Consider the following 15,651-nt stretch of genomic DNA (forward strand, 5'->3'; position numbering starts at 1 on the left):
AATGAAATGATTTCAAATTTACGCATAAGAAAACCTCCGCAATAGTTAGATTAATGTAACTTTTAGAATTTTAAACTAATATTTCAGAATGATTACGTTTTTGCAAAATTTGTTCCTTATTTACAATTCCAATATTTAACCAATTGAAAACAATAAATATAGACAATATATTTTCTTAATTTCAATCTGCAAAAATGCTGCTTATTTGCGACTATCTAATTTATTTGTTGCATTTTTTGCGACAGTTATAATTTCCTATAAGATAATTTTCAAATTATTACATTTGCAAGTCGAACTTGCTTTTTCGTAATGAAAAATCGAACCGATAGAGCATATTTGTGATGTTTTTTAATTTGTACTTGTAGGGCAAGTCGTAGTGAACAACCTCAAAATTGCGGGTAAGTATTTTCGGAAGAAAAGATAAAAATCGCCTGCTTGCCAGCTAAGGGAGATGCAAAGGTCAATTTGGTCAGGTATTAGTAGAAAAATCATTTATGCACTACAAAATGGATACAAATAAAAAAGGTCAGCTTAAAAACTGACCTTTTCATCTTTGTCGGGGCGACTGGATTTGAACCAGCGACCCCTTGACCCCCAGTCAAGTGCGCTAACCGGACTGCGCTACGCCCCGATATTTATTAATAAATGTTTTAGTCCCCTTTTTCTTCAATATCGAAAAATAAGGGAAATTCTTCCGCTTTTTCTTTTTTTTCTTCCCTGCCATCGAGAATATCAAGAATTTCGTGCAATTCCCGTTTGATGGACTTGAGCAAGTTTTCTTTCTCCGTTTTCTGGAATGGCATCGCGATCTGTGTGGCTCGCGATTTGTGCAACAGAGCTAATTTCTTTTTTGTGCCTTCAATGGTGAATTTGTCTTCGTACAGTAATTTTTTAATGAGAAAGATTAACTTGATGTCATTCAAGCGATAAATGCGATTGCCAGCTCGATTTTTTGCCGGCTTCAATTCGTCAAATTCAGTCTCCCAATAGCGCAAGACATGCGGCTTCACCGATGTGATTTCGCTGACTTCACTGATCGAATAGTATAATTTTTGAATCGGTTTCGGTTTCATCGCTGCCTGTTGCGTTTTGGTCGTCTATATATAAGAAATTTTTTGGTAAAAATCAACTATTTTTTGAAATTTTTTGGAACCAGCAAACGAGTAATTGGGAGCACTTTCCAAAAGTTGCAGTATAATCGGCTGAAATTTTATTTAGAACCTAAAGCATTACTTGAAATTCTGTGACTGAGCAATTAAGAAAATATTCTTTTCCACAGAATGGAGCCAACAGAGAAGCGACTGATAACATTTTGTTTTAAAAATTCAAACTTGCTGCCTTTGAGCTTTCTGGCGAATGCTCCTAAAAAATCGATCAAGTAAACACCAAGCCTGGGAATGGCCATTTTTTGTATTTTTTCATCAGGAAAAGAAAAATTTCCCAGCACAAATCCTTTATCATAGCCTGCTTCAAGCGTTTTTTTTGCCACATTGCAGTTGAAGCGACCAAAGGGATAGGAAATCACTGAAACGTTTGCATTGATTTCATTCTCAAGAATCCTTTTTGATTCCATCAATTCTCGAAGCAGGTCATTTTCCGACAATGAAGTTAAATCTCGATGGGACACAGTGTGAGAGCCAACAGACCAGCCGTTTTCAACCAATTCCCTGATTTGCTGCCAATTCATTTGGAGAGAATGTTTTCCGATGGGATTTGCGTCCCACGTATCAGGCTTTCCGACGAAGTCCGTAATCACAAAGATTGTACCCACAAAGCCGAATTTTTTCATGATGGGAAAAGCATTTTCGTAAACTGAAATATCAGCATCATCAAATGTGAGGACAAGCTTTTCCCCTGTTTTCGCTGTTTGGGAATAGATGTCGTTGACAGAAATAGTCTGAAAACCGGTCTTGTGTAAAAACTGCATTTGCCGGTAAAAAAAACGGACGAGGACATTGTTGATTCCCCATCCGATTTGATTGCTTATTTTATGATATGCCAAAATTGGTACGTTTGTGGAAAACAACGATCTACCTTTCAGCTATTTCACGATATCTTCCAGCGGTGTAAATTCCATAGCAAAAGTATCCGCTACTGGCTTGTAGGTGACTTTTCCGTCAATTACGTTGACGCCCAGGGCTATTTCTCGATTTGATTTTATCGCCTCTGCGTAGCCTTTGTTGGCAATTTGCACGGCATAGGGCAGCGTCACATTGGTCAGCGCCACAGTCGATGTGCGCGGCACGGCGCCGGGCATGTTAGCAACGCCGTAGTGAATAACGCCGTCCACGACGTAAGTGGGTTCAGCGTGAGTTGTCGGATGAATCGTTTCCACGCAACCTCCCTGATCAACGGCGACGTCCACGATCACAGAGCCTTTTTTCATCAATTTCAACATGTCTTTGGTAATTAAATGTGGCGCTTTGGCGCCGTGAATCAGTACAGCGCCCACGACAAGGTCGGCGTCAGAAATCTGCTGACGAATATTTTCCGGCGAGGACATCATTGTCGTCACGTTTGCCGGCAGCACGTGGTTTAAAAAGCGGAGCCGATCAATATTGATGTCCAAAATGACAACATTAGCGCCCAGCCCGGCTGCCATTTGCGCAGCGTTTGTGCCGACAATTCCGCCACCGAGAATAACGACTTTTGCCGGCGGAACACCGGTAACGCCGCCCAAAAGCACGCCGCTGCCGCCAAAAGCTTTTTCCAGACAGCGCGCGCCGGCCTGAATTGCCAGACGTCCGGCAACTTCACTCATGGGGTTCAAAAGCGGCAAACTGCCATCTGCCGTTTCAATGGTTTCATAGGCGATGGCAATGCTTTTTGTATTCATGATTCCTTCGGTCAATTCACGGGAAGCTGCAAAATGAAAATAGGTAAACAAAATTTGTCCCGATTTGATCATTGCAATTTCTGGCGGTAACGGTTCTTTCACCTTCATAATCATTTCTGCCGTGTCAAATATTTCTTTCGCTGTGTCCAAAATTTTCGCGCCAGATTTTTCGTACATTTCATCAGCAAATCCACTTCCAACGCCTGCGCCCTTCTGCACATACACTGTGTGGCCATGATGCGTCAAAATTTCAGCGCCAGCAGGTTGAAGAGCAACACGATTCTCATTAGCCTTAATTTCCTTCGGAACACCAATAATCATAGCATCCTCCTACCTTAACATTGTTATTTTTTGGGACATTATTTATTATCAGGCCGATCTAACAACACTTTTCGGCTTAAATCTAATTTTCCTTGATCGTCAATTTTCAGCAATTTTACTTTTACTTCATCGCCAACTTTCAGCACATCTTCGACGCGATTAATGCGCCGGTTGTCGATTTGGGAAATATGCAATAATCCTTCTTTCCCTGGCAAAATCTCAACAAATGCTCCGAAGTTAGTGATTTTTTTGACTTTGCCTGTGTAAATTTGACCCACTTCCGGCTTTTTCACCAACTCTTCTATCATCTCCTTTGCCATTTGGCCGTTCTGAGGATCAATGGCGGCGATGGTCACTATGCCTTCGTCATTGATATCGATTGCTGTATCTGTTTTGTCAATAATCTCGCGAATGGTCTTGCCTCCCGGGCCGATGATCATGCCAATGACGTCGGTGTCAACTTTCATGGTAAAGATGCGCGGCGCGTAAGCGGAAAGCTCAGCACGCGGGCTGTCAAGCGTCTCGTTCATAATTTTCAGAATATGCAGTCTCCCCTGTCGCGCTTGTTCCAGCGCTTCGCGCAAAATTTCCAGCGAGAGCCCTTTGATTTTAATGTCCATCTGGAAGGAGTTAATGCCTTTGGAGGTGCCGGCTACTTTGAAGTCCATGTCTCCGAGATGATCTTCATCGCCCAAAATATCGCTGAGAATGACATATTTGTCGCCCTCTTTGATCAAGCCCATGGCAATTCCGGCGACGGCGTCTTTGGTCGGAACGCCAGCGTCCATCAGCGACAGCGAACCGGCGCAGACGGTCGCCATTGAAGAAGAGCCGTTGGATTCCAGAATATCAGAGACGATGCGAATCGTGTAAGGAAAAATTGTTTCGTTGGGAATCACGTTTTTCAACGCCCGCTCCGCTAAATTCCCGTGACCGACTTCGCGACGGCTTGTGCCGCGAATGGGTCTGACTTCGCCAACACAAAACGGCGGGAAATTGTAATGAAGCATGTAACTTTTCCAGAATTCGCCTTCCAATTCATCCATTTTTTGCTCGTCCATTTTAGTGCCGAGCGTAGTGACCGCCAGAGCCTGAGTCTGTCCGCGCGTAAAAAGCGCCGAGCCGTGCGTGCGTGGCAAAACGCCTACTTCGCAGGCAATCGGACGAATTTCTTCAGGATTTCTGCCATCTAACCGCTTTTTCTCCTCAGTTACCATTTTGCGAACGAGCTCTTTTTCTTTCGTTCCAACTTCCGCCTTGATGATGGGCTCGACTTCAATCTCGGGAAATTCCTCAGTCAGTTGCGCTACAGCTTCTTCAATCGCTGCGGTCAAGGCATCTCTTCTTTCAGCTTTCTCGACAATGCGAATGGCGTCAGAAACTTTCCCATCAATCAACTCATGCACTTTGGCTAATAATTCAGCATCAACTTCGGGTTGTTGCACTTCCATTTTTTCCTTGCCGCAGTCCTGAATCAACTCTTCTTGAATCGCGACCAATTTTTTAATTTGCTCATGGCCGAATTCTAGAGCGGCGACCATATCTTCTTCGGAAATTTCCTGGGACTCGCCTTCAACCATACTGATTGAGTCCGCATTTCCGGCGATAACAAGTTCCATATCGCTCTCTTCGAGATCAGAATAAGTCGGATTGACAATAAATTCGTCATTGACTCGTCCGATGCGCACTGCCGCGAGCGGACCGTCAAATGGAATGTCAGAAATTGATAACGCGGCAGATGCGCCGATGAGGCCAAGAACATCGGGATCGTTTTCTTTGTCCGCGGAGAGCACCAGCACAATTATTTGCACCTCGTTTTTGAAATTTTCAGGAAACATCGGCCGGATCGGGCGATCAATCAAACGAGCGCTTAAAATTTCATTTTCGCTCGGTCTGCCTTCGCGTTTGAAAAATCCGCCGGGAATTTTACCGGCAGCGTACGCTTTTTCGCGGTACTCAACGCTCAAAGGAAAAAAGTCAAGCCCTTCTTTTGGCTTTTTTGAAGCCGTAGCAGTTGCTAAAATAACAGTCTCTCCGTATTGTACGACGACTGCTCCGTTTGCTTGTTTTGCCATTTTGCCGGTTTCAATTGACAGCGTGCTGTGTCCAAATGGTACTTCTTTTCGATAAATCATTTTGTAACTCCAGTTTATAGTATTACCGATCATTTCTTTGTTTTTTTTGCAACTAAAATTTAACACCGCAAAAAAAATAAATTGATTTGGTGGTTATTGATTAATTATTACATCTCTTGTTAACTTTTTACTGAAAGCGCATTTTCCGTTAGTAATCCTATTTATCAAGCCGAAATTTTTTTCCCGCTTGCCGATGGTTATCGCGGCAAGCACCCTATCTCGCGTGATGCTTATGAATTTAAATGTAGCTGATAACGATGTCAGTGATTTTTGCTGGCAAAGCCTCGGTGAATGTTTGATTGGTGGGCTTTCCTTTTCGAATAAATGCCAATCGACGGCTGCCGGTTTTTGTGCTGAAATATTTGTTATTGTCTTTGAAAAGAAACAATTGGCAGAGAAAAAAGCCTTTTCGTGAGCAAGGAAATTGCGTTGCGGTAAGTAATTACTTAATTTTACTGTGCCTATCGGCTCATTGACTCCATTTTTAGTTTCGGCGTAAATATGCCCCTTTGCCGCAGGCAAAACTCGTAATAAGAATTTGCGAATTACGGCTTTGCCTGCTGCGCTGGATTTTAATGAGCTAATAATCTCGTTCTTTGCCGCCTCAGCTCCAGGATTGGTAACCAAAATACGCTGTCCTGTATGACGAGCAAAATTATTCACCATTAACAACGATGTCCATCTCCTCATCGGATCAAACTATCGAAATACACGATCGGTATCAATTGCAAAATTATTATTTAACGTCGAATACCCAATTTTTTGATTAAATTCCGGTATCCCTCCAGGTCCTTGCGCATCAGGTAATTTAACAGACGACGTCGTTGGCCCACCAATTTCAGCAATCCGCGTCGTGAGTGATGATCTTTTGGCGCCTGTTTCAAATGGCCGGATATTTGCGCAATACGTTCAGTCAACAAGGCAATCTGAACTCGGGTGTTGCCCGTATCCTTGGCGCTCACGCCGAATTTGTTGATAATTTCAGATTTTTTTTCCTTCATCAACGGCATAGTTCTCTCCTATAAATACAATGCTAATAACTTTTATTGAGAATTTCCAATGAATTCACTTTGTCTTTTTCTATTTGATTAATTAATTTATCAACGGAATCAAATTTTCGATCATCTCGTATTTTTTTGACAAATTCCAATGTCAATTTCTCTCCGTAAAGCGCGTCGTGAAAATCAAACAGATGCGCTTCGATCACATCTTTTGAGAATGAAAATGTGGGCTTTCTGCCGATATAAATCACCGCTTTGTAAATTTGCTCGCGCAACCTGACAAATCCGGCGTAAATTCCAGCCGGTGGAACCAACTTTTCGCTCGAGAGTGGCGCCAAATTCGCCGTCGGAATGCGAAAAGCGCGGCCGCGTCCTTCTCCCTGAATTACCTTCCCCGTCAATTGATATCTCCTGCCCAAAAATCGCGTAGCTTGCTCCAACTTTCCCTCCGCGATTAACTTTCTGATTTTCGTGCTGCTGATAATCGTATTCTCCGCCTCGAACGGTGGCATTTGAATGATTGAAAAATGGTAACTCTCAGCGAGTTGTGAGAGCGTCTCGATGTTGCCGCGACGCTCCCGACCAAAAGCGTGATCATAGCCCACAATAATCTGCCGGAAGCCAATTTTTTCAAGCAAAATATTTTCAATGAACTGCTGTGAAGACAGTTGAGAAAGCTCAATTGTGAAAGGCAAAACAATCAGGCGCTGAATGGCTGTGTGCCGGAAAATCGAAATTTTTTCTTCTAATGTCGTCAAAAGTTTTAATCCCGGTTTGCGCTCCGGTTTTAAAACGAATTGCGGATGCGGCTCAAAAGTGACCACGGTTGCACACGAATGGCTTTTCTCCGCCTCCTGGCAGAGTCTATCCAAAATAGTTTGATGTCCGCGATGAACGCCGTCGAAGGTGCCGATTGTGATAACGCAATCTTGCTTATCGATGCGATCAAGATCATAATATATTTTCATAGGAGCCAACAGATTTCAAAAAAATTTTTATTTTTCATCCTGCAAAAGCAAACCGGGCAAATCTTCCAATCTCAGTGAATCTTCCACCCCAAAATGGCCAACTCGAATTCGCGTAAGAGATTTGAGAAAACCGCCGCACCCAAGCGCTGCGCCAATGTCACGCGCCAGAGCGCGGATATAGGTCCCTTTGGAACAATTCACTTCTATTTTCACGATCGGACTGGAAAATTTGTGTATTTTGATATCGTAAATGTGAACACGATGCGGCTTTCGTTCTATCTCCAGACCCTTGCGCGCCAATTTGTACAAACGCCGTCCGTTGACCTTTTTCGCCGAAAACATGGGCGGGATTTGATCAATCTCGCCGATGAATTTCTGGCATACTGTTTCGACGTCCGATAAAGAAAATTTCGGGACGTTGTACTGCCCGGTAATCTCTCCGGTGACGTCGTCAGTGTTAGTCGTTTTGCCCAGCTCGATTTCGCCCACATACCATTTTGGCAACTCCATTAACTGGGAAGATTTTTTTGTTGCCTTACCCGTGCATAAGAGCAAAACGCCTGTGGCAAAAGGATCCAACGTGCCGGCGTGTCCCACTTTTGTATTTGTCAAGAATCGCACGCGCTTGACAACATAAAAAGAGGATTTCCCAGCGGGTTTCAATATATTTAAAATGGCGCCGGCAGCAAAATCAAACGGCGCACCTAGCCATTCCATTTAGCCGTCGTGTTTTAATTTTTCAAGTAAAGAATCAATACGATTCGCTTCGTCAAAGCCACTGTCATAAAAAAATTTAAGTTCCGGAACATAGCGCAACTTCGTCGCTTTCGCCAATTCAAGACGCAGAAAACTTGTCACTTTCTCCAGCGCCAGATCAATTTCCCCGGCATCAGTCTCTGTTTTCAGCGTTCGGTAATAGATACGCGCATGTTTGAGATCATCGGATACTTTCACATAAGTAATCAGCACGGATTTTACCAGTGAATCCCGCACGCGGGTGGCAATGATCCCGCTGACGTCTCTTTTTATTAACTCTGCTACGCGCAGAGAGCGTTTCACCTTCATGTTAAAAAATCTCTATGTTGAAATCGATGACTTCCACTCGATAGTCGTTCTCGATGAAATTAACAATTTTATTTAAAACGCTACGGACCATTTTTTGATCATTGGAAACCGTGGAAATACCTAAAGTGGTACGTTGCCATTTTTCGTTGTTTTCCACTTCAGCAATGGCAGCGTTAAATTTGTTGCGCACCTTTGTTTTAATGCTTTTGAGCACAAAGCGTTTGGATTTCAATGATCCGCTTTCAGGAATAAACAACTCTATTTGTCCGACGCCGATAAACATATCTTTATTAATTTTAAGGCTGATTTGGCACCAGCGTTCTTTTCACTTCATTGATTTGATAGGTTTCCATCACATCGCCAACTTTAATATCGTCAAAATTTTCCAGTCCAATGCCGCATTCAAAGCCGGAAGCGACTTCTTTAACGTCGTCTTTAAAACGTCTCAGAGAAATGATCTTACCTTCATAGAGCAATTTATCGTCTCGATAAAGTCGAACATTATCATTGCGATGGGCTTTGCCGGAGATGACGTAACAACCTGCCACAGTTCCAATTTTGGGAACGCGGAACACTTCCCTGACTTCAATAGTTCCCAGATTTTCTTCTTCAAATTTTGGTGCCAGGAGTCCTTCCAAGGCAGAGCGAACATCGGCGATGGCGTCGTATATTACACGATACAAGCGAATATCGACGCTTTCTTTCTTGGCGATTTCGCGAGCTTTAATCGTGGGCCGCACCTGAAATCCGATAATGATCGCATTGGAAGCAAAAGCCAACAAGACATCCGATTCGGAAATGGCGCCCACTCCTTTGAGAATCACTTTAACGGTCACCTCGTCATTGGAGAGCTTCACCAAAGAATCGTTGATCGCCTCGACAGATCCATCCACGTCGCCCTTAATGATTAGCGCCAATTCCCTAACCCCGCCGGTTTTGATTTGTCGGGAAATTTCATCTAATGTTACGTGATGAACTTGCCGGTACTCTTGCTCTCTCTTCAGTTGCTGGCGTTTGAGACTAATTTCCCGCGTATCACGTTCAGATTTCAAAACAAGAAATTGATCTCCGGCCTGGGGCAAGCCGGTGAACCCGGTGACCTGTACTGGCGTCGAAGGAACCGCTTCTTTCATTTTTTTGCCCCATTCGTCAAACATACTTCTGACCTTACCGTAAAACTGGCCGACAATAAAAGGATCTCCGACGCGCAGTGTGCCTTTTTGAATTAATACGGTGGCGACAACGCCCTTGCCTTTATCGAGCTTGGATTCAATGACAACACCAGAGGCGTGACGATCAGGATTTGCCTGTAATTCCAACATTTCTGCTTCAACAAGAAGGCTTTCAAGCAATTTATCAACATTTTGACCGGTTTTGGCAGAAATCTCAACGCTTTGATGTTTTCCGCCCCATTCTTCGATCAAAACGCCTCGTTCGGATAGCTGTTTTTTTATTTTTTCCGCGTTTGCATTCGGCTTATCCATTTTGTTTATGGCGACAACAATAGGAACCTCGGCAGCTTTTGCGTGGTCAATGGCTTCAATCGTCTGCGGCATAACGCTATCATCGGCGGCGACGACGAGAACCACGATGTCAGTCGCCTGTGCGCCGCGAGCACGCATCGCAGTAAAAGCTTCGTGTCCCGGTGTATCCAGAAATGTAATTTTTTTGCCGTTCACCTCAACCCGGTAAGCGCCGATGTGTTGGGTGATTCCGCCGGCCTCTTTTTGGATAATGTTACTGCTACGGATATAATCCAAAAGCGAAGTTTTTCCATGATCAACATGCCCCATAATGGTTACCACTGGCGAACGCGATTCCAGTTTGGACTTATCCTCATCTTCTTCCTCTATTTCTTCCAGAACATCGCTGCCAAATTCCGGAATGATTTCAATTTTATAACCATATTCGTCGGCAACGATCTCTAAAGTTTCTTTGTCAAGCCTCTGATTGATGGTGACCAATAATCCCAATTGCATACATTTTTTAATGAGTTCACTGGATTCAACTTCCAGTTCAGTCGCTAACTCGCCAACAGTCACGAATTCGTTTATGCGCAGGATATCGCCATCCTCTTCGACGACCTCAGCCTCTTTTACTTTTTTGCGACGTTTTCTCGTTTTTGTTCCATCTTCCATGGCCGCCAGTGTTTGACGGATAGACTCTTCAACTTCTTCATCGCTGATAACAAATCTTTTTTTCTTCTTTTTTAATTTTTTCTTTAGTTTTTGCGGCGCTTTTTCTTCTGCTATTCTTTCTACGCGTTTTTTCTTCTTCCGTTTAGGCCGCTTTTTATCTTTTTCTTCTTGTTGTTCTTTCCCCCCTGCAGCCTGTTTGATCTTTTGAATTCGCTCTTTGCGCTTTAGTTTTTTCTTCTTCTTTATTTCTTCTGCTTTTTCTTGTTCAGTTAACTCTTTCTTATCCGTTGGCGCCTGAGTTTTTTCGGCAGCCGTAACGTTCTTTGCTTTTTTATGTTTAGCCGCTCTTTCCCCTGCTTGGGGCTGAGTCTCGTCAGCTTTTGCGACGACGGCTTCCGCCTCGTCGACGGATTTGGCGGTTATCGGCTTTTTCGTCTTTTCGGACTGCCGCTCTCTCTCCTCTTTTTCGGCTTTCTTGGCCGCAATTTCAGTTTTTGCCGGTCGCTCTGGCGTCTCCGTGACTTTTTTCGCTTTCTTCGATTCAGTCCGCTTCTTCGGTTTTTTATCCTCTTTTTTGCGTCGCAGCGTCTCGCTTAGCACCTGCTGAGAAAGTCGCAATCTCTCTTCATAGTCTTCCAACTCTTTCTTTTTTTGTTCTTCTTTGCTGATCTGCCTCTCTTTTAGCTCTTTTTTGATATCATAATCGCTGCTAACAATTTTACTATCATCGGCAAATTCGCTGCGAACGATCTCATACATTTCGTCCGATACCGGACTCATCTGGCTGCTCGCTTTAAACTTGTGCTGTTCCAGAAAAGTCTTCAGAGCTTCAATTGAGATGCCAAATTCTCGTGCTACTTGATATATGCGACGTTTTTTACTCAAAACTTACTACCCCGGTTATTCTTCTTCGTATTCTTCTTCTTCTTGCTTCACTTTTTCAATAGTCACAAAAATCTTTTCAATTGTTTTGGGACCTATTCCACTGAGTTGAAGCAATTCTTCCTCGTCGGCGTCAACGATATCGCCGATGCTTTCGTAGCCGTTGGAAATTAGTTTTTTGATCAACGACTTGCCTAATTCGTCCTCTAATTCCGTGATATCGATAGCTAAGTACGAATCTTCCGCCATCATTTCGACGTATTCAGATTCTTTAATCGTTTCGATTTCGTAACCTGTTAATTTTGAAGCCAAGCGCCTATTTTGACCGCCTCTGCCAATCGCCAATGAAATCTGATCATTAGAAATGACGGCAATGGCTCTTTTCTCTTCATGGTTCATAATAATTTTCAAAGGCTTCGCCGGATTCAAAGCGCGAGTAATAAATACTTCGGGCTCTGAAGACCAGTTAATAATATCGATTTTTTCATCATTCAGCTCTTTAACGATCGATTGGATGCGCACTCCTTTCATGCCGACGCAAGCGCCTACGGCGTCGATTCTTTTGTCAGTGGAGTAAACGGCAATTTTCGTCCGGTCGCCGGCCTCGCGAGCGATGGCTTTGATTTCAATGATGCCTTCGTAAATTTCCGGCACTTCGATTTCAAACAAGCGAATGAGAAAATCCGGATCAGCGCGCGACACGACAATTTCCGGGCCGCGGTGACTCTTGTTCACAGCTTTTATCAAAACCCGCAGATGTTCGCCTCGCCGGTATTTTTCATTATAAATTTGCTCGCTTTTGGGCAAAACCAACTCGATGCCGTCCACGTTTAAAAAAATCTCATTACGATTTATTTGACGAATATCGCCGACGATAAATTCTCCGACTCTATTTTTGTATTCTTCGTAAATAACGTCTTTCTCAGCTTCTTTCAACCGCTGGTTTAGATTCTGTTTGGCAGAAATTATCAATCGACGCCCAAAACTGGCCGGATCGATAATTTCGAGAAACTCATCGCCAATCTCCAGATCAGGCTCTACCTTTTGCGCTGATTCGAGATCAATCTCTGTGACCGCGTCGGATACCTGATCAACAATCGTTTTGATTTGGCAAATTTCGATTTCTCCTTTGTCCAGACTAACAAAGATGCTAAAATTATCAGCGGTGCCATATTTTTTCTTAATCATGGATACGATGATTTGTTCTATGATCGAGCCGAGCAAATCTCTATCAATATTTTTTTCTCTCACGATTTGCGAAAATGCTTCGACAATTTCACTTTTCATCAGTAATTATCTCCTAAAACACGCTTACTACATTACCATAAGGGCAGAATCTTGGCCAATTTGATTTGATCCAACGGGACGGCAATGTCTCGATTTTCCGCCTCTATAAATATCATTTTTTCTTCTGCAAGTTTTATTTTCCCCTCCAAACGAAGATTTTCTCCGTCCCGATTAACAAAATCAATGCGAACTTTGCGGTTCAAATTTCGCCTAAAATCTCTCGGCGTCTTCAGCGGCCTATCTAATCCGGGAGAGGAAACTTCCAGCCGATATCTTCCGGAAATTAAATCCTTTTGATCGAAAAAATCGGACAAATCACGACTTATTTTTTCGCAATGACGCAGCGTAATCCCGTCATCCGTGTCGACAAAAACACGCAAAATCTGATTGCCTCGCCGACCCTTCAATTCCAGATCGACCAGTTCTGCGTTGTTTGATTCAATGACTGGCAACAAGAGTTGCCGCAAGTTTTCCACACCGAGTTCGCTCTTCATTGCCGTCACCACAATAAAAAAGTGGGATTTATTTCCCACTTTAATCGATAAAGATACAAAAAAAATATCTAAATTGCAAGCAATTTTTGGATTATTTTTTTATTTAAGCATTTAATTTCGCTAAATAAAGCTCGGCATCCGTTTTGAAATTGCTCTCGGCATATTTTTCAATGACTGTTTGGTAGCAGGCTCTGGCTTTGGCAATCTCATTTGCGCGTTGATAACATCTTCCTGCTTTCATCCAAAGACGCGGGGCTAAAAAATCATTGGCGATTTTTTTGGCGCCACGTTCGTAAATCTGCGCGGCTTCCAAAAATTTGTTTTGCTGTTCCAGGCTGGCGCCCAAACCGGAATAGGCTCCGCCGGTTAAAATCGGATCGTCGCCGTAATCGTCGAGGTAACGTTGAAAATATAATTGCGCTTTCTCGTAATCGCCTTTTTCATAATAAGCCTTGCCCAACAAAAAGACGCCTTTCGCTGCGCTTTTGGTGCCGCTGTAATTGTCCACCATATTCAGCAAAATGTCGATGGGCTCCTGAGTCTTATTTTGCGATAATTCATAATTCGCTTTGGTGAGGGCTTCCGACGCATTTAATTCCGCATTTCTCTTACTTTTTGAAAACATGACGAAAAGAAAAATAAGAGCCAAAAATACGATAGCGCCAATATAAAATTTCTGCGAATGCTCGCGCATGAAATCAAGCGTTTTGAAATAATAAGTCACCAGAGGATCTTCTTTGATTTGTCGTCTCGTAATCTTCTTGTGTGGTTTTAACATTTTGCCTTACCCTTTTTCAAGTTTCTGATTCCAATTAACTGCGTACCCCTGGCAGGACTCGAACCTGCGACACGCGGTTTAGGAAACCGCTGCTCTCTCCTCTGAGCTACAGGGGCAGAATATTTGACTTTAAAGCGACAAAATATATTTATTTATTTTGTTATTGTCAAGTCTTTTTTATTTTTCCCTGAGATTTCCGCCGCAATTTTCAGGAGACAGCGGTATTAATAATTTCTTTGTCGAGTAATCAGTGAAAATTAACCCCATAATTTTTTCAATAGCCTTGACAGCACGTCAGCATCGTTCATCACAAAAAAGTGAAGATGCGTCTCCCCTGCTTCTAACAATTCCCGGCACTGCCGCAGCGTCCAATTGAAGCCGATTTCTGCGGAGTGTTGAGGATGCGCCTCCATCTCATCCACTAATTCTTCAGGAATATCCACATAAAAGTTTTTGGGAATCGAGTAAATCTGGTTCTTGCGGTGGATTATTTTCAAGCCGGGAATGATGGGAACCTCAATCCCCGTTTTTCGGCAAGATTCAATAAAATTGAAATATTTCCTGTTGTCAAAAAACATCTGAGTCACGACATAGTCTGCGCCGGCGTCGATTTTTCTTTTCAGATTCTGAATGTCAATTTTCAGATTAGGCGCTTCAAAGTGTTTTTCCGGATATCCTGCCACACCAATGCAGAAATTCATGGCTTCTGCGTTCAGGATTTCTTCCACATATTTACCCGAACGCAGATTGAAAATTTGCCGCACCAGATCGCTGGCGTAAATATTTTCGTGGCGATGCGGGTCAACGGGTTTTTTGTAATTTGTGTCGTCCCCGCGAACAACAAAGACATTTTCTATGCCCAAAAATTCTAGCTCAATGAGCGCGTCTTCGGTCTCTTCCTGCGTGAATCCCCGACACAAAAGATGAGCCACGGTTTCTATACCGAAGCGATTCTGAATGACGCCGCAAATGCCGATGGTTCCCGGACGTTTTCGTCGCACGCGTCGCTTGATAGCGCCGTTTCTTTGTTCCTCGTAGTTGGCAACAGCCGCATGACTCGTTACGTCGATGAATACCGGGTCGAAATATTTGAGCTGTTCAACGATTTGCAGGATGATCTTGCCGCTTTTGCCGCGTTGCGGCGGAATTATTTCAAAACTCACCTGCGGATTTTTTGCATTTTGTAAATGATCGACAACTTTCATCTTTTCCGTCTGTCTGTTAAATTCTTAATTTCAAACGTTAAAATACCTTGCTTCCGGATGATGAAGCACCATCGCTGATGTGGATTGCTCCGGAACCAATTGATAATTTTCAGTCAGATAAATATTTATTTCTTCTGCATTTAAAAGTTTAAATATTTTCTCTTGATCCTGCAAGTTCGGCCAAGCGGAATAGCCAGGGGAAAAACGCGCGCCACGGTATTTTCTTCTAACCGCTTGCCTTTTGCTGTCAGTGTCTTTGACATCAATTCCTAAATCTGAACGGATGCCGCGGTGAACAAACTCCGCCAATGCTTCTGCCAATTCCACAGAGAATCCGTGCCAGAACAGATAATTTTGAAATTCGTCACTTTCAAACAATCGCTTCGCTTCTTGAGAGGCCCTTTCGCCGATGGTCACAATTTGAAAAGCAATCACGTCTCTCTGCACTGAATGAGAGGAAAGAAAAAAATCAGCGAGACAAAGACCATCCTCTTTTTGTTGCCGCGGAAAATCAAATTGAATATCAGGAGACTTATTGGAA

The 15,651-nt window shown here is 43.2% G+C and carries 16 protein-coding genes and 2 tRNA genes; all 18 read right to left on the reverse strand.

Going from position 1 to position 15,651, the window contains the following annotated elements; all coding sequences use genetic code 11:
• Positions 1-556 precede the first annotated feature (556 nt).
• Positions 557-631, reverse strand: a tRNA-Pro gene (locus GXO74_12445).
• A 19-nt stretch (positions 632-650) separates the two neighbouring features.
• Entirely contained in the window at positions 651-1,073 is a 423-nt protein-coding gene (locus tag GXO74_12450) for a MerR family transcriptional regulator (protein ID NOZ62478.1), read from the reverse strand.
• A 182-nt stretch (positions 1,074-1,255) separates the two neighbouring features.
• A complete protein-coding gene (locus GXO74_12455; protein ID NOZ62479.1) occupies positions 1,256-1,927 on the reverse strand; it encodes a polysaccharide deacetylase family protein in 672 nt (223 codons plus the stop codon).
• A 114-nt stretch (positions 1,928-2,041) separates the two neighbouring features.
• Positions 2,042-3,157 carry an alanine dehydrogenase gene (ald, locus tag GXO74_12460; protein NOZ62480.1) on the reverse strand — a complete coding sequence of 372 codons (1,116 nt, stop codon included), beginning with the start codon at positions 3,155-3,157 and terminating at the stop codon, positions 2,042-2,044.
• Between the two features lie 38 nt (positions 3,158-3,195).
• Positions 3,196-5,292, reverse strand: coding sequence for a polyribonucleotide nucleotidyltransferase (pnp, locus tag GXO74_12465; GenBank protein ID NOZ62481.1), 2,097 nt, complete (start codon positions 5,290-5,292; stop codon positions 3,196-3,198).
• Positions 5,293-5,385: 93 nt separating this feature from the next.
• Positions 5,386-5,964 carry a hypothetical protein gene (locus tag GXO74_12470; GenBank protein NOZ62482.1) on the reverse strand — a complete coding sequence of 193 codons (579 nt, stop codon included), beginning with the start codon at positions 5,962-5,964 and terminating at the stop codon, positions 5,386-5,388.
• 68 nt (positions 5,965-6,032) lie between these two features.
• Positions 6,033-6,302: a 30S ribosomal protein S15 gene (gene rpsO / locus GXO74_12475; protein ID NOZ62483.1), complete on the reverse strand. Its 270-nt coding sequence runs from the start codon at positions 6,300-6,302 to the stop codon at positions 6,033-6,035.
• A 23-nt stretch (positions 6,303-6,325) separates the two neighbouring features.
• Positions 6,326-7,261, reverse strand: coding sequence for a bifunctional riboflavin kinase/FAD synthetase (locus GXO74_12480; protein ID NOZ62484.1), 936 nt, complete (start codon positions 7,259-7,261; stop codon positions 6,326-6,328).
• A gap of 27 nt (positions 7,262-7,288) precedes the next feature.
• Positions 7,289-7,978 carry a tRNA pseudouridine(55) synthase TruB gene (gene truB, locus GXO74_12485; GenBank protein ID NOZ62485.1) on the reverse strand — a complete coding sequence of 230 codons (690 nt, stop codon included), beginning with the start codon at positions 7,976-7,978 and terminating at the stop codon, positions 7,289-7,291.
• Entirely contained in the window at positions 7,979-8,326 is a 348-nt protein-coding gene (rbfA, locus tag GXO74_12490; protein ID NOZ62486.1) for a 30S ribosome-binding factor RbfA, read from the reverse strand. It lies immediately after the preceding gene.
• Position 8,327: 1 nt separating this feature from the next.
• Positions 8,328-8,609: a DUF503 domain-containing protein gene (locus GXO74_12495; protein ID NOZ62487.1), complete on the reverse strand. Its 282-nt coding sequence runs from the start codon at positions 8,607-8,609 to the stop codon at positions 8,328-8,330.
• A gap of 13 nt (positions 8,610-8,622) precedes the next feature.
• Positions 8,623-11,349 carry a translation initiation factor IF-2 gene (gene infB / locus GXO74_12500; protein NOZ62488.1) on the reverse strand — a complete coding sequence of 909 codons (2,727 nt, stop codon included), beginning with the start codon at positions 11,347-11,349 and terminating at the stop codon, positions 8,623-8,625.
• A gap of 15 nt (positions 11,350-11,364) precedes the next feature.
• Positions 11,365-12,633, reverse strand: a complete 1,269-nt coding sequence (gene nusA / locus GXO74_12505) for a transcription termination factor NusA (protein ID NOZ62489.1) — start codon at positions 12,631-12,633, stop codon at positions 11,365-11,367.
• Between the two features lie 32 nt (positions 12,634-12,665).
• Positions 12,666-13,127 carry a ribosome maturation factor RimP gene (locus tag GXO74_12510; protein NOZ62490.1) on the reverse strand — a complete coding sequence of 154 codons (462 nt, stop codon included), beginning with the start codon at positions 13,125-13,127 and terminating at the stop codon, positions 12,666-12,668.
• A 103-nt stretch (positions 13,128-13,230) separates the two neighbouring features.
• Entirely contained in the window at positions 13,231-13,905 is a 675-nt protein-coding gene (locus GXO74_12515) for a tetratricopeptide repeat protein (GenBank protein NOZ62491.1), read from the reverse strand.
• A gap of 43 nt (positions 13,906-13,948) precedes the next feature.
• Positions 13,949-14,021, reverse strand: a tRNA-Arg gene (locus GXO74_12520).
• 141 nt (positions 14,022-14,162) lie between these two features.
• The gene (locus GXO74_12525) at positions 14,163-15,110 is read right to left on the reverse strand and encodes a methylenetetrahydrofolate reductase [NAD(P)H] (protein ID NOZ62492.1); all 948 of its coding nucleotides are present in this window, start codon (positions 15,108-15,110) and stop codon (positions 14,163-14,165) included.
• A 30-nt stretch (positions 15,111-15,140) separates the two neighbouring features.
• On the reverse strand, positions 15,141-15,651 hold a 511-nt coding region (locus GXO74_12530), incomplete at its 5' end, for a methionine synthase (protein NOZ62493.1).

Source organism: Calditrichota bacterium, from assembly GCA_013152715.1.
In the GTDB taxonomy this organism is placed as follows: Bacteria; Zhuqueibacterota; Zhuqueibacteria; order Thermofontimicrobiales; family Thermofontimicrobiaceae; genus 4484-87.

Bases quoted from the DNA above. Each gene is read 5' to 3' on its own strand.
- GXO74_12450 (NOZ62478.1), bottom strand. From the start codon at position 1,073: ATGAAACCGAAACCGATTCAAAAATTATACTATTCGATCAGTGAAGTC.
- GXO74_12455 (NOZ62479.1), bottom strand. From the start codon at position 1,927: ATGCAGTTTTTACACAAGACCGGTTTTCAGACTATTTCTGTCAACGAC.
- ald (NOZ62480.1), bottom strand. From the start codon at position 3,157: ATGATTATTGGTGTTCCGAAGGAAATTAAGGCTAATGAGAATCGTGTT.
- pnp (NOZ62481.1), bottom strand. From the start codon at position 5,292: ATGATTTATCGAAAAGAAGTACCATTTGGACACAGCACGCTGTCAATT.
- rpsO (NOZ62483.1), bottom strand. From the start codon at position 6,302: ATGCCGTTGATGAAGGAAAAAAAATCTGAAATTATCAACAAATTCGGC.
- GXO74_12480 (NOZ62484.1), bottom strand. From the start codon at position 7,261: ATGAAAATATATTATGATCTTGATCGCATCGATAAGCAAGATTGCGTT.
- truB (NOZ62485.1), bottom strand. From the start codon at position 7,978: ATGGAATGGCTAGGTGCGCCGTTTGATTTTGCTGCCGGCGCCATTTTA.
- rbfA (NOZ62486.1), bottom strand. From the start codon at position 8,326: ATGAAGGTGAAACGCTCTCTGCGCGTAGCAGAGTTAATAAAAAGAGAC.
- GXO74_12495 (NOZ62487.1), bottom strand. From the start codon at position 8,609: ATGTTTATCGGCGTCGGACAAATAGAGTTGTTTATTCCTGAAAGCGGA.
- nusA (NOZ62489.1), bottom strand. From the start codon at position 12,633: ATGAAAAGTGAAATTGTCGAAGCATTTTCGCAAATCGTGAGAGAAAAA.
- GXO74_12510 (NOZ62490.1), bottom strand. From the start codon at position 13,127: ATGAAGAGCGAACTCGGTGTGGAAAACTTGCGGCAACTCTTGTTGCCA.
- GXO74_12515 (NOZ62491.1), bottom strand. From the start codon at position 13,905: ATGTTAAAACCACACAAGAAGATTACGAGACGACAAATCAAAGAAGAT.
- GXO74_12525 (NOZ62492.1), bottom strand. From the start codon at position 15,110: ATGAAAGTTGTCGATCATTTACAAAATGCAAAAAATCCGCAGGTGAGT.